Origin of the sequence: Methylomonas rosea, assembly GCF_024505055.1 — a bacterium.
GTDB lineage: Bacteria > Pseudomonadota > Gammaproteobacteria > Methylococcales > Methylomonadaceae > Methylomonas > Methylomonas rosea.
On record NZ_JANIBL010000035.1, the window covers coordinates 18,682 to 32,930 of the forward strand.

The 14,249-nt window shown below is 51.1% G+C and carries 13 protein-coding genes; 6 read left to right on the forward strand and 7 right to left on the reverse strand.

The window, feature by feature from the left end:
* Positions 1-104: 104 nt before the first annotated feature.
* From NP589_RS12265 to NP589_RS12285, 5 genes are all read left to right on the forward strand, one after another.
* On the forward strand, positions 105-1,442 hold the full coding sequence (locus tag NP589_RS12265; RefSeq protein WP_256607255.1) for a TolC family protein: 1,338 nt from the start codon (positions 105-107) through the stop codon (positions 1,440-1,442).
* Between the two features lie 10 nt (positions 1,443-1,452).
* Positions 1,453-2,550, forward strand: a complete 1,098-nt coding sequence (locus NP589_RS12270; RefSeq protein WP_256607256.1) for an efflux RND transporter periplasmic adaptor subunit — start codon at positions 1,453-1,455, stop codon at positions 2,548-2,550.
* On the forward strand, positions 2,547-5,822 hold the full coding sequence (locus NP589_RS12275; protein ID WP_256607257.1) for an efflux RND transporter permease subunit: 3,276 nt from the start codon (positions 2,547-2,549) through the stop codon (positions 5,820-5,822). The genes NP589_RS12270 and NP589_RS12275 overlap by 4 nt, the downstream gene beginning before the upstream one ends.
* Positions 5,823-5,914: 92 nt before the next feature.
* Positions 5,915-6,313: a cupin domain-containing protein gene (locus tag NP589_RS12280; RefSeq protein WP_256607258.1), complete on the forward strand. Its 399-nt coding sequence runs from the start codon at positions 5,915-5,917 to the stop codon at positions 6,311-6,313.
* A gap of 61 nt (positions 6,314-6,374) precedes the next feature.
* Positions 6,375-7,043, forward strand: coding sequence for a Crp/Fnr family transcriptional regulator (locus NP589_RS12285; RefSeq protein WP_256607259.1), 669 nt, complete (start codon positions 6,375-6,377; stop codon positions 7,041-7,043).
* On the opposite strand, the gene NP589_RS12290 is transcribed toward NP589_RS12285, so the two are convergent.
* Both NP589_RS12290 and NP589_RS12295 read right to left on the reverse strand, forming a co-directional pair.
* Entirely contained in the window at positions 7,040-7,219 is a 180-nt protein-coding gene (locus tag NP589_RS12290; protein ID WP_256607260.1) for a hypothetical protein, read from the reverse strand. The two genes, NP589_RS12285 and NP589_RS12290, sit on opposite strands and share 4 nt — an antisense overlap.
* Before the next feature lie 398 nt (positions 7,220-7,617).
* The gene (locus NP589_RS12295) at positions 7,618-8,898 is read right to left on the reverse strand and encodes an NAD(P)/FAD-dependent oxidoreductase (RefSeq protein WP_256607261.1); all 1,281 of its coding nucleotides are present in this window, start codon (positions 8,896-8,898) and stop codon (positions 7,618-7,620) included.
* A gap of 121 nt (positions 8,899-9,019) precedes the next feature.
* On the opposite strand from NP589_RS12295, the gene NP589_RS12300 reads away from it, so the two are divergent.
* Positions 9,020-10,219, forward strand: a complete 1,200-nt coding sequence (locus NP589_RS12300; RefSeq protein WP_256607262.1) for a cation:proton antiporter — start codon at positions 9,020-9,022, stop codon at positions 10,217-10,219.
* A gap of 147 nt (positions 10,220-10,366) precedes the next feature.
* Here the strand turns inward: NP589_RS12300 and NP589_RS12305 are convergent, their stop codons facing one another.
* From NP589_RS12305 to NP589_RS12325, 5 genes are all read right to left on the reverse strand, one after another.
* Complete coding sequence (locus tag NP589_RS12305) at positions 10,367-11,920, reverse strand: phytoene desaturase family protein (RefSeq protein WP_256607263.1); 1,554 nt, start codon at positions 11,918-11,920, stop codon at positions 10,367-10,369.
* 269 nt (positions 11,921-12,189) lie between these two features.
* Positions 12,190-12,663 carry a permease prefix domain 2-containing transporter gene (locus NP589_RS12310; RefSeq protein ID WP_256607264.1) on the reverse strand — a complete coding sequence of 158 codons (474 nt, stop codon included), beginning with the start codon at positions 12,661-12,663 and terminating at the stop codon, positions 12,190-12,192.
* A gap of 1 nt (position 12,664) precedes the next feature.
* Positions 12,665-13,006 carry a PadR family transcriptional regulator gene (locus tag NP589_RS12315; protein ID WP_256607265.1) on the reverse strand — a complete coding sequence of 114 codons (342 nt, stop codon included), beginning with the start codon at positions 13,004-13,006 and terminating at the stop codon, positions 12,665-12,667.
* A 452-nt stretch (positions 13,007-13,458) separates the two neighbouring features.
* Positions 13,459-13,848: a type II toxin-antitoxin system PemK/MazF family toxin gene (locus tag NP589_RS12320; protein ID WP_256607266.1), complete on the reverse strand. Its 390-nt coding sequence runs from the start codon at positions 13,846-13,848 to the stop codon at positions 13,459-13,461.
* The gene (locus tag NP589_RS12325) at positions 13,842-14,096 is read right to left on the reverse strand and encodes an AbrB/MazE/SpoVT family DNA-binding domain-containing protein (protein WP_256607267.1); all 255 of its coding nucleotides are present in this window, start codon (positions 14,094-14,096) and stop codon (positions 13,842-13,844) included. Before NP589_RS12325 ends, NP589_RS12320 begins: the two co-directional genes overlap by 7 nt.
* Positions 14,097-14,249 lie beyond the last annotated feature (153 nt).

The following is a 14,249-nucleotide window of genomic DNA, read 5'->3' on the forward strand; positions in this document are numbered from 1 at the left end:
TGGTATGGAATGACGAACACGACTGTGCCCTTGGTTTACCAATGGAACCGGGCGTCTAAGCTTCCATACCACCCCATTTGCCCTAACTGAATGCAGATTAATCAATGACACATCGATATTTTTGGCGGCTGGCCTTCGCACTGATACTGGTTACGGATACGGCTTTGGCCGATGCTGAACCCAGTCAATACAACCTGGAGCAAGCCATTGAAACCGCATTGGCGAACAATCCCGAGCTTGGCATGATGCAAGCCCGTATCGAACAGGCCAATGCACAGTTGGGCGAATCCTTGGCCAGTTTTTACCCGCAAATCAAAGCCAGCTTGTCGTATCAGCATAGCGATAATCCGGCGCAGGCCTTTGCGATGATCATTGCCCAGCGCCGGCTCAGCTTTGCCGGCAACGACTTTAATCATCCCGGCGGCGTGGATAACTATCGGCCACAAGTGACGGCGACGTACGCGTTGTTTCGTGGTGGTCAGGATTACTACCGTAAACAGGCCGCGGAACTGGGTATCGAAACCTCGGAACTGGAAAAGGCCGCGACCCGTAATCAATTAGTCAATAATGTCACGGCAGCTTATTACGGCGAATTGGCAGCAATGGAAGCACACGAGATTAGTCAGCGTTCCATTACAGCAGTGCAAAGCGAGCTGGATCAGTCACGGATTCGCTTCGATGCCGGCACCGTCTTGAAATCCGACGTGTTGTCCCTGGAAGTGCAACTGGCTGAAGCCAAGGATGCTGAAATCCAGGCCGCTAACGCTATTGAGTTGGCGCAAAGCATGTTGAAAACCTTGCTGGGATTGCCGACCAACGCCCCCTTTGCCATTAACTCGACGCAGCAAGCCGCATTACCGGCCAACCCTGCGGTTTTCGACGAATTACTCAATCAGGCGCTAAGCAGTCACCCTGAGTTGCAAGCTGCCCAGAAGCGCGTGGCGATGGCCGAACGTCAGCTGGATGTGGCGCAAGCAGCCCACTTACCCCGCGCCGACGCTTTTGTCAGCTATGGTTCTGACAGCAAAGATCTGGCCTTTAGCAGCAATCGCGATAACGTCACGGCGGGCGTGATGGTGGAAGTGGATGTGTTTTCCGGTTTTGCCACACAAGAAAAAATCAAGAAAGCCGAGCACGAATTAACCGCCGCCCAAGAGGCCGCCAGGCAGACCCGCTTACGCATTGAACATCAGCTGAAATCGGCGCAAGTCAAACTACAAGACGCCCTGAGTAGAGCGGAAGTTAGCGCCGTAGCGGTAAAAGCCGCAGAGGAAGCCTTGCGCTTAGTCAATGAACAGCGCCAAGCCGGTGTGGTGACGGTGACTCGTTATATTGAAGCCGAGGTCGCGCGCGATAAGGCCCATACCCGACAAATCACCGCGCGTTTCGATGCCTTGCGGGCCGAAGCGGAACTGAAGCAAGCCACCGGTTACTGGCAATAAAGGAGTCACGATGACCGAACAATTTTCTGAATCACATTCGCCGAGATGGCTTATCCCCGCGGCTGCAATCACGGCGCTGTTGCTGGTGATTTTATTTGCGCTGGGTATCTTGGGCGGCGAGAAAAAGACCGAATCCGGCAACACTGCTTTGCCTGAGAGTAGCTTGCCCGCTGGTGCCCAGACTTTAAAAGTGGGCACACAGACGGCGGAGAACAATTTGTCCTGGCAAGGCGTCGTAAGATCGCGTTTGGCCGCCAAGATTGCCCCTAAATTAAATGCGCGCATTCTGGAAGTAGCCGTCAATCCGGGCGACAAAGTCAAACAAGGCCAAGTCATCGCTCGTTTAGACGACCGTGATTTACGGGCGGCTTACAACGCCGCTAGCGCGGGACAGGCGGCGGCCCAGGCTCAAGCGGCCCAGGCCAATGCCGAAGAAAAACGCATCATTGATCTATACAATAAGCAAGCGGCCACCCGGCAAAACTACGAAGCCGTGCTGGCGCAAGCGCAAAGCGCCAGAGCCATGGCCAATCAAGCTGCCAGTTCCGCGCAACAGAGTAAAGTGATGCTAGGTGAAAATGTGCTCTACGCGCCTTTCGAAGGGGTAGTGGGTGAGCGTTTGCAAGAGCCGGGCGACATGGGCTTGCCCAATCAAGCCATCGTCACCTTGCACAAACCCGATGACTTACGTCTGGAAGCTTCGATTGCCAGCCACTGTGCCGCAGCCATTAAGTTGGGTATGGAAGTAAAAGTGCGCTTCGATACGCCGCAGCAAACGCTGTCGGCGACGGTCGACGAAATTGCGCCGGAAATTGATCCGCAAACCCGCACCCTGGCGGTAAAAGTTAAATTGCCGAATCTGCCTGGTTTGCAGCATGGCCAATTCGCTTGGCTGGAACTGGCGTGCGCCAGCGCGCAGCAAGCGGTGATGATCCCTTCGGCGGCTATTTTGCATTACGGGCAACTGCAAGCCGTCAAAGTGCTGGATGGGCAACGGCTGCTTACCCGGCATATTCGCACCGGTAAGCAGTATGGCGACCAAGTCGAAATACTATCCGGACTGCGCGCAGGTGAAACTATCTTGAGTAACGCTGGGTTGGGGCAATGAGCGAAGTGAACAAAACCATGGAAGCGAAAAAGGACAGCCTGACGGTTGCCATCGTTCGTTTATTCACCACCTCGCATTTATCGCTGCTGTTTTTATTGATTTCGCTGTTAGCAGGTGCGGCGGCGCTGACTTTGACGCCACGCGAGGAAGACCCGCAAATCATCGTGCCGGTGATGGATGTGTTTGTACATTATCCGGGCGCCAGCAGCGAAGAAGTGGAAAAACGCGTGACCACGCCGCTGGAAGTATTATTGAAGCAAATTCAGGGCGTGGAATATGTCTATTCCGCCTCTCGACCCGGCGAAGCGCTGGTGACGGTGCGCTATCGGGTGGGCGAGAGTATCGAAGACAGCTTGATCAAAACCCGCGATAAACTGCAAGCCAACCTCGACATCATCCCGCCCGGCGTCAGCGATTGGGTGGTCAAGCCGGTGGAAATTGATGACGTGCCGATCTTGCTGCTGAGTCTGTCCATGCCCAAGGCGCATGAAGACATCATGGCGGTGCGGCGGATCGCCGAAGAGCTGATTGAGCGTTTGCGCGCCATCGACGACGTGGGCAAAAGTTGGGTCATCGGCGCGGCGCCACGGCAAATCTCGGTATATCCCGACCCCGCCAAGTTGCAAGCCAGCGGCTTAAGTCTGCCGGAAATACAGCAAGCTTTGGCGCAGAGCAACGTCAATCTGCCAGCCGGACGTTTGAATCAGAATAATAGCGAAATTCTGCTGGAAGCCGGGCCGCATTACGAAACCCCGGAGCAGATCGGGGCGACGGTCTTAAAAAACGTCGCAGGCCGCTTGGTGTATTTGCGCGATGTGGCGCAAATCGTCGATGGTCCGCAAGACACGGACTATTACACGCGCATCGGCTTCGGTCCCGGCGTTGAGCAAATGAAAACGGTAGGGCATAAGGACGGTTCTTTACCAGTAGCGGGCGAAGAGCGACAAATGGCTACTATCGCCATCGCCAAACGCCGCGGTAGCAACGCGGTCGGTGTGGCCGAGCAAGTGCTGGCCTTAACCGAAGAACTACATGGCACGCTGATTCCGGATGAAGTGCTGGTCACGGTCACCCGCAACTACGGCGAAACCGCCGATCACAAGGTCAATGAATTGGTGATGCATCTGAGCATCGCGATTCTGACCATCATTGTCCTGCTGGCGCTGGCCTTGGGTTTTAAGGAATCGCTGATCGTGTCCTTGGCAGTGCCGATGACCTTTGCGATTACCTTGCTGTGCGACTTGATCTTTGGTTACACCATCAACCGGGTGACGCTGTTCGCGTTGATTTTGTCCTTGGGTTTGCTGGTCGATGACCCGATTGTCGACGTCGAGAACATTCATCGTCATTACAAACTGCGCAAAGAGCCGCCGTTACAGGCTTTACTGACGGCGGTAGACGAAATTCGTCCGCCAACCATCTTGGCAACCTTCGCGGTGATCATGTCCTTCGTACCGATGTTTTTTATTACCGGGATGATGGGGCCGTATATGGCGCCCATGGCCTTTAACGTGCCGATTGCGATGTTAATGTCCTTGCTGATCGCCTTTACGGTGACGCCCTGGGCCAGCTATAAGTTGTTAAAAGGCGATTACGGTAAAGATCACGGCCCGGCGTTTCGTCTCCAGGAAACCCGTGGTTTCAAGGTTTATCAAGCGATCATGGCTCCGCTGTTGAGCCATAAATCCAAAGCCTTGTGGTTTTTACTGGCGGTGTTTGTGGCATTTGTCTTGTCCACGCTGATGGCCGTGACCCGAGTGGTGCCATTGAAATTGCTGCCGTTTGACAATAAAAACGAGCTGCAATTGGTGATCGACATGCCGCGCGGCTCGTCTTTGGAAGCTACCAATGAAGTCGCGTCGGCCTTGGGGCAATATCTGGCCACGGTGAACGAAGTCAGCAGCTATCAGACTTATGTCGGTTTGGCATCGCCTATGGATTTTAATGGCTTGGTTCGGCATTACTATTTACGCCAGGGTGCTTATGTCGGCGATCTGCGTATTATTCTGGTGGATAAATTCCGCCGCGCGCAACAATCCCACGCCATTGCCTTAAGGATGCGTCCGGATATAGAACGGATCGGCCAAAAATACGGGGCCAATCTCAAAATTGTGGAAATGCCGCCGGGGCCGCCGGTGTTGTCCAGCGTGGTCGCGGAAATCTACGGGCCGCCGGAAGCCGGTTATCAGGATTTGGTGAGCGTATCCAAACAAGTTCGTCAACATTTGCAGGTCACCGACGGCGTGGTGGATGTGGACGACTATGTGCAAGCGCCGCAAGACCAATGGCAATTTGTGTTGAATCAGGACAAAGCGGCGCTGTTGGGGATTACCAATCAACAGGTGGCCAGCAGTTTGAAACTGGCGGTGGAAGGCGGCGTTGCCGGTACTTTGCATATCGCCAGCGAAAGGCAACCTTTGTTGATCACGCTGCAATACCCCAGAGCCGCGCGTTCCTCGGAAGCCGATTTGTTAAACCTGTCGGTTAAGTCGGCGAAAGGTGATTTAATCCGCTTAAGCGAAATCGGTCGATTCAGTCATGAACTTGCCGATCAAACCATCTACCACAAAAACTTGCGCCAGGTGTCGTATGTGCTGGGCGAAATGGCCGGCCGCAGCCCTGTGGAAGCGGTGTGGGATCTGCAGGATGCCTTGGAACAGCAACCTCTGCCGCCCGGTTACAGCGCGGAAATGGCCGGGGAGGGCGAATGGAAAATCACCGTCGATGTATTCCGCGACCTGGGTCTGGCGTTCGCGGCAGCGATGGTGATGATCTATATCCTGTTGGTGGGGCAGACCGGGTCTTTGGGTGTGCCGCTGATCATGATGATCGCCATTCCCCTGACGGTGATCGGCATCATGCCGGGCTTTTGGTTTATCAACCTGTTTGCGGCGGATGTGGGTCAATATGCCGATCCGGTGTATTTCACCGCCACGGCCATGATAGGCATGATTGCCTTGGCTGGGATCGTGGTGCGCAATTCGATCATCCTGATCGATTTTATCGAGAACATCTATCGCGGTAATCCCGACATTAGTTTGGCCGAGGCCATAATCGAAGCCGGCGCCACCCGCTTGAATCCGATCTTTTTAACAGCGGCTTCTGCGGTGCTGGGTTCGGTGATGATAGTCCTCGACCCCATCTTCTCGGGCTTGGCTTGGAGCTTTATCTTCGGGATTATCGCCTCCACCTTATTTTCGCTGGTGGTGATTCCACTGGTATATTTCCTGATTAACCGCGAAATGCCTAAGGAAGTAATTCTCGAGGAATAGTGTTGTCGCTCATGGTGTGAGTGCCGGGTTTCTGTATTCCTGTAGCTCATAAGCCGGTTAAACTAATCCCAAACCCTATCGGATCAAAACTTATGAATCATTCAAACCGCGTTTTTTATTTAACTTCCGCATTGGCGTTACTGGTAGCTGTATCGCCGCTCGTCAGCGCAGACGAGTCATCAAGTAAATTTTCGCGTGAGCTATTGCTGAAGAAACCCATATCGCTAACCAGCAAGGAAGTGGAGAGCCATGTGTTACGCGTGCTGTTTCCAAAAGGCTATAAAACGCCGTTACACACCCACGAAGGACCGGGACCGCGCTATGTGGTTAGGGGTAAACTCCAGGTCGAGGATGACGGCCAAACCAAAGTCTATAGCCAAGGCGAAGTATTTTGGGAAACCGGGGCTGAAATGACCGTGGAAAATGTCGGCAAAGGCGAGGCGGAAATTATTATATTCGAACTGGCTCCGGCAAAATCAGGCGCGAACTAAACGCCCGTAACAAAATTTAATTTCGCTTGCCGATAGCTGGCATTTATAAAGGCAGCTTAATATGCACGAGACATTATGGAAGTTGCATTTTCCGGAGTTTATTGCTAGTAACGATAAAGTTATCAAGCAATTAATGGATGCAGCAATTATGGTTACTTTGCCGGCTCGCCAACAAGTGTTTTATCCAGGCAAAATTTGTGATAATTACTTATTGATATTATCCGGCAGTGTCAAAGCACAAATCATGTCAACCGATGGCCGCGAAATATTGCTTTATCATGTGCTTGCCGGCGACTCTTGCGTACTAACGACCTCTTGTTTATTGGGTAATAATAATTATCCCGCCGAAGGCTATACCGAAACCGAAGTGAGCGCCTTTGCGATTCCGGCGCATATTTTTCATCGCTGTTTAGAACAATCTACCTTTTTTCGCGAATTCGTATTTCGTAATTTCTCCCAACGCTTGGCCGATGTTATCAAGCGGATGGAAAGCATTTCTTTTGGCAGTGTCGAGCAAAAACTCGCCAAAGCGTTACTGGCAAGCGGCGAAAAAACCTTGCACAAAACCCATAACGAGCTGGCCTTGGAGTTAGGTTCAGCTCGTGAAGTGGTATCCCGCCATCTGAAGCGTTTTGAAAGTTATGGTTGGCTAAGCTTGAGCAGAGGTGCTATTTCGAATATTAATTTTGATGCATTGCATAAAATCTCCCATTTTAACGATCAGAGTTAGTTTTCTTGCTTGGCATCCTCTTTTTGTTCATTGCCAATGAATCTCAAAATAATAAATCCTAATATAAACCCTAGTACCGCCGCAAATACCAACGGTAAAGCAAACGGTATGTCATGGTGATCTCTAAGGTTCATTTGTAAAATACTCGAAGCAAACTTTAACATTAAATCTAACATGGAATTCCTACCTTATTATTTAATTATCTGAAAGATGCCTTAATCGGCCTCTGGGATCAATACCACCAGATGCATTACTAGGCGATTTCAATATAAGGCGGAATCTAATATTTATCAGTGACAAAGTCACATACAAGTAAAAATATTATTTCCTGGTAAGATTACTTCAGTTTGCTATTACAATTGAGTGTTTACTTTCTGTAAAAAATGATCGTAGGCCGGGTAGAGCAACGCGAAACCCAGCAAGTACTTTGAAATAATAGAATTTCTTTACGTTCCCACGGTTATTTGAAGTATAAAACTTATCAGCTGACATGCCGGGTTTCATTGTTATTCAACGCAGCCTACGCAATTATCGGGAGTTTTAAATTTGTAGCCAGAACTGCTGAGAGTCAGTATTACGAAATCAAATAAGTCGAATCAGGCTCATCCGCCGCTTCCAGTATCTGCTGCATGCTGACTTTATCGTAGCCACCGGAGAGCAGGACGATAAACCGTTCCCGCAGCATGGGGCTTTGGCGGGAGCGGAGGATGATGTTGTTGGCGTCTTTTTGTTCCAGGATCCGGTACCAGTTGTAAATCATCTGGAATATCCGCCCCATCGGTTCGCGGATGCGGGCTTCGTATAGACTGAAGCGCGCGGCACTAAAATCGTCGCCGTTGGCAAAACCGTCGAGCACCGCATCAGCGGCGTAAACGCCGCTGCGCATTGCCAGCGTAACGCCGGCGGAGAAGACCGGATCGACAAACATCGAGGCATCGCCGACCAGCAAAAAGCCGTCGCCGTGAAAGCGTTCGTTCATATAGCCAATGGACGATATGGTTTTGATGTCCATGGCTTGCTCCGCGCCTACCAGCCATTCGCGCACGCACTCGCAGCTTTGAATGGCTGTCTCGAAGCGTTGTTGCGGTGAATCGCCGAGGCTCTTCGCGAAGCGGGTGTCCAACACCGCACCGACGCTGGTGATATTGTCTCGTAACGGAATGTACCAAACCCAGCCGCCGTCGATGGTGTGGATGTCGGTGGTCACCGAGCCGTCCATCACCTCGCCAAAATTGATAAACCCGTGCGGGTCGCGGCGAAAGCCGCCTTTGAAATGGGCGAAATGGGCAATTTTGTTCAGTTCGGGCAAAGGCCGCCGCCAGTTTAATTTGCGGGCGATTAGCGACTCGCGCCCGGAGGCGTCGATGACCACTGACGCATGAATCGGCGCAGGGTCAGCGCCATTCTTGCCGGCGCTGACGCCAATTGCCCGTTCGCCGTCGAATAACACGTCGGCCACCGACCATTCCCGCCGCACCTCCACACCGCATTCGGCCGCATGCTCCAGCAAAATTTCATCGAAGCGGGCGCGTTCCACGTGATAGGTATAGGGTCTTTCGAAATAACCTGGATATTCCGCCGTCAGCAGCAACACATCCGGTTTTTGATTAAACATGCCAAAGTTTGCGCCTTGCTTGACCGTAAAGCCTTCGGCTTCGATTTTTTCGGTGACGCCCAATCGCCGCCAGATTTCCCAGCAAGCCGGCAATAAAGATTCGCCGATTTGAAAGCGCGGAAAGCGCGAGCGTTCGAACAGCACTACGCGTTTGCCCGCTCTGGCCAACATGATCGCCGCGCTGGTGCCAGCCGGGCCGCCACCGATGACGGCGGCATCGAAGCATTCAGAGTGCGACATGCGGTTTCACCTGTAATAAAGAAAACGGGATTAGTTTCATCGTGGATTTCATGCATCGGTTGACGGACGGTAATTTTGCAATAATACCCGCCTAACGCGACTGACTCCAAACGATTGGCCGATGAACACCACTGAAATATTTCTGATTGCCCTAACCATCATCTACAGCCTGCCGTATCTGATTTGGCGAATCGGCAGAACCGATTATTTCGCGCCCTTGGTGGTGGTGCAGATCATTACCGGGATTTTGCTGGGGCCGGGCATTTTGGGCGCGGCATTTCCTGACTGTTACGCCTTTGTGTTTAACAAACAGGTGATACAAGCGCTGAACGGCATTGCTTGGTGGTCTGTGATGTTGTTTGTCTGGGTGGCGGGTATTGAATTGGATCTACGCCAAGCCTGGCAGCACCGGCTGGAAACCAGTATTACCGCAGGTTTGGCGCTAAGTATGCCTTTGGGGTTGGGTTGCCTTGCCGCGTTGGGAATGCTGATGTTCGAGGGCTGGATGGGTGCCAAGGCCATGCCCTGGCAATTTGTGCTGGGGATAGGCATGTCCTGCGCGGTAACGGCGCTGCCGATTTTGATTTTATTGATGGAAAAACTGGAAGTTCTGCGGCAGCCTATTGGCCAACGCATCTTGCGTTACGCCAGCATGGACGATATTGCGATTTGGGCGGTGCTGGCCTTGATCCTATTGGATTGGGAGCGGGTCGGCCGGCAGGGCGCTTTTCTGTTGGGTTTTGCGATTAGCGCGTACGGGATTCGGAAATTAATGGCCTGGCTGCCGGAGCGTGACCGTTGGTATGTCGGCATTATCGCATTGGCCGCCACCGGTTTTACTGCCGATTGGGCCGGGTTGCATTTCATGGTAGGGGCGTTTTTGGCCGGTGCGATCTTGGATGGTTGCTGGTTTAATCAAACCCAGATGGACTTGTTGCGCCACCACCTGTTGCTGACGGTGATGCCGGTGTATTTCATCAGTGCCGGCTTAAAAACCAATTGGGCGATGGGCGGCGCGGCGGTGCTGATTGTCGCCGGGCTATTGTTATTGGTCTCGGTGTTTGGAAAGTTGCTGGGTATCCATCTGGCCGGAAAAATTCTGAAATGGCAGCGCGGCGAGGCGTCGTTAATCGGTTGGTTGCTGCAAACCAAAGCCTTGATCATGATTATCTTTGCCAATGTCTTGCTGGATAAAGAAATCATTAGCAGCGAAACCTTCACAGCGCTGTTGTTGATGGCCGTGCTTAGTACCATGCTGACTGTGCCGGTGGTGTCGCCGAAGTTGGCGCGGATGAAGTCGATTGTCTTCCGGTCCAAATAATGGCTGAAAACGGCAGTCGTAAAAGCCCCTCTCCTCGCGGGAGAGGGTTGGGGTGAGGGGTATCAATAACTATTGTTTTATATGTCCTAATCCTAAGCCCCTTCAATGTGCCCGGCGAGAAGGTGGGCTTTAATTTTTTAAGACCACTTAATCGTCCAACCCTAAAATCTTCCAAAAATCCTCTTGCTTGGCGATACCCAGTACCGCTTGCGCGGCGAGTAAGGCGGAGACACTCACGCCAGCCACGCCACCGCCTGGTCGGGTCCAATGGCCGGTGTGAAACAAGCCGGGCAGGGCGCCGACCACACTGGGCCGATTCGGGCCGATTTGATCCGGACTGGGTGCAAAACCATAGGCTGCGCCATGGCGGTTAAGGGTGTAGCGTTCCATGGTACGCGGCGAACCGGACTCTACCATCAACAAATGGTCGGTTAGACCGGGAAAATACTGCTCGGCTTTTTCCAGCAAGCGTTGCTGAAAGCCGCTCTTGGCTATGCGCCAGGATTCACCCACGTCAAACGGACACAGCGTGGTCAGCATCATGATGCTTTGTCCTGGCGGCGCCAGTGAGGGATCGGCGAAAGAAGGTAGGGTTGCAGAAAACCAGTTGCTCTGGCCGGTTTGGCTGAGCGTATAACTGGCTTCGTGGTCGAACGATTCGTAGAAAAAGCCTTCATGAGCATGGTCTTGCTCAGAGAGAGGCAGGTCGGTCGCAATATAGCTGGCGAAGATCGACAAAGACGGCGACAGCTTTGCCAAGCCTTCGCAATAGCCGTTCGGCAAATGCTCCAGGCCGATTAACAACTCGGCGGTGTGCTGGATGTCGATATTGGACACCACTGTTGCTGTTCGAATCACCTGGCCGTTTTCCAAGACGACGCCACTGGCTTTGCCTTGCTCGACTAAAATGCGCCGCACGCTGGCATTTAGCAAGACTTCGCCGCCTTGATTTTCGATAGCGGCGGCCAGTTGATTGGCGAAAATCTGGAAACTGCCGCGACAATAATAACCGCCTTCGTAGGTGTAACCGGCCATCATCGAGGCCCAATACAAAAACGACAGTTGCGACGGCGGCAGCCCCAAGTAAGGCCAGAGCATCGCGCAAGCGCTTTTCAGGCTGGCATCGACCAAAAATTCGTCCAGCGCCTCGGCCAACGTGGTGCGGCGATAGCGGAACAAATTGCCCAGCATCTGCATGGGTGAAACCCGCGTTACCTTGCTTTGGGACAACACTTCCTCGGCCAGCATCGCTTCTTCCGCCAATACTTTGCAAAGCCGGATCAGCGCCAGCAAGCGGTCTTTTTCTTGCGGAAAACGTTCGCTCAAGCCTTCCACAAACGCCGCCTCGCCGGCCCGCAAAGGAATTTCAAAATCAGGAAACACCGCGCGGGCATAAGCTGGAACTGAAATGAAAAGCGCCTCCAGATCGATGCCCACCGCCCGGCAGATTTTATTAATGGTGCTGCCGTTGCCGTAACCTTCTGGGCTGCAACCGCTGACTAGATGCACGCCGGAGTCGAAATGGAAATTGCGCCGCTTAAAGCCGTGAGCATAACCGCCCGGCCTGTCGTGCCTTTCCACCAGCAACACCGACTTGCCGGTTTTCGCCAGCAATGCGGCGGTACTGAGCCCTCCAATGCCTGCGCCAATGACGACGACGTCGTAAACTTCTTTTTCCGATTCCGTATGAACGCCGCGCATTGAGTGTCTTCTATGAGGATAAATAGCGGGCTAGCTTAGGAACAAACTTAACGGAAAACAAGTGCTTGGTTTTTATCTTGAAAAAATAGAGAATGTGCAAGTTTAGATAACGGCAAAAAGTGAGATTGTACAAACCTGATATTCAATTCATCAGGGTGATGCGATATTGATAATTATCGACTGAAGGATGAAGTATTAAAAATTTGGCTAACTCGTCAGGAATCCTAGTTCCCACACGTTAAGTGAGAACTAGGAGAAGACGGCATATATTACTTTCCAACAGAAAGCTTAGTAATTATTCCGTTGTATAGCAGCTTTGTTAATTTTAGAATACCAGCAGAGATAAAAGGCCAAATTGATATGATTAATTGCCACCAGTAGAAAAATTGAGCCTTTTTAAGGCCGAACTTTTTATAGACTTCGCGATAATCTTCTTCTAAATCACCTAAAATCGCATTTCTATTGGCTTTTGGAATAAACAGATACAATATGTATTCGGCAATTTTTGGCGGCTTCGCGAAACTCTCACTGTTTTTGCGAAAAACCACTAAATTTAACAATAGATACAACTTTTGAAGTTGCATACGGTTTTTGACTCTTAATGCCTCAAGCTCTATACGTTGTTTATTTAAACGATAAACCAATTCATCATTGGTTTCTTCTATAAAAACGGCAAGCGACTCAAGCTTACCTATTTGATTTACTTCATACTTTTTGTTGCATTTTTCAACTTTATTAAACATATCAAATTGCGATTGGATTGACGTTAGCCATTAAAGAAATCTCACGAAGAGATTGATTTAAGGAGTTATGTCCCAACGCTGAAACTTGAAAATACTTTTTTGCTCGCCCGCCGCGATCATCGGTCGCTTCCCCTTCTCTAGATTTAATTAGACCTTTTGTTTCTAGCCTATCTAAAGTCGTATATAAAGCACCAACAGAGACGTCCTTACCAATTTTTTCCTTTATATCCTGGCGTATCTCAACCCCATAACTGTTGTTACGATTGTTAAGGATTGCAAGTAAAATAAATCTTTCAAGATCACCCATTGAAACGGTCTTAGACTCTTTTTCAGTAGTTTTCATTTTTATTGCTAGTTGGTTTATTAGATCATGTGGGTTTCTTCAGTTAGTTGAATTTATTTATATGACTAATTTTGTTTTCTTCATTGAGTTTTGAGTTTTGAGTTTTGAGTTATGCTTGTCTGACAGTTGGATACTACATTGTAGAGTCTACAATGTAAAGCTGTTTTTTGGAATAAATTATGTTGAGAGCGCTACGTTAAGGTCATAGGCCGGGTAGAGCAAAGCGAAACTCAGCGAAAGCCTACGTTAAAACAAGCCTTCGTAGACCTTAAATGATCAGGTTCGAAGCAGGGTTTCATTATCATTCAACCCAGCCAGTATATTGAACACATCGCCTTTTTATCCGCATCCTGACTGGACGCTGGAGCTTCCAAGGCAAGGGCTCCCAAGACGGAGATTGGGAGCCAGAGCACGCCCGCATTTAGCTCGGCTCGACCATGCTCATCGGTAGATCACCCCACTCCAATCTGAATAATCTGATTCAACCGCTCGCAAACCTGTGCGAACAAATTGTCCGGCAAGGACTTGAGCGGATGGGGTTTGGCTTTGCGCAAGCGCCAGTCGAAGGATTTGGGTTGATGGCAGAGCACATAGCTGGTTTGTTCGGCTTTGCGGCCGCCGGCTTTACCGACGGCGACTGCAAACGGATTGTCGGCGTTATAGGCGGCGGTTGTCATTGGCAGGCCGATCACCAGCGAGGTTTTTTCGTTGAAGATGCGTGGCGAAAGCACTAAAAATGGATGGATGTCGCGCATTTCCTGACCGACTTGCGGATTGCAATCAATCCAGATGATGTCTTGCCTTTCTGGTACCCAAGCCGCTGTTTGCTTGTGGCTTACCAACGTTCGGCACCGATTTCTTCCGCAGTTGCCGTTGCTTCGCCACCATGCCGCTCGGGATCGAAACGGGCCAAACGTTGTTCCAGCGTTAAAACTTCGTCGGCTAACGGGGTGATAATCACCTTGTCGTCTTCAACGGACACCCGTACTCGTTGATGGTTGTGCAAATGGGCTGCTTTGGCAATCGCTGCCGGCAGGCGAACGCCCAGGTTATTACCCCATTGTTTGATGTCGAGTATGGCTTCGGTCATGATGATCTCCGGGATGTTTAAACTCGAGTATAAACATGATTTTATATATGGGTCAATTTATTGAATTTTACTGTGACCTCAGAACCAGTAAAACGTGCGCGTCGAGTTCCCTGGTTCCCAAACTCCGGTTTGGGAACCAGGGCGACCAGAGCG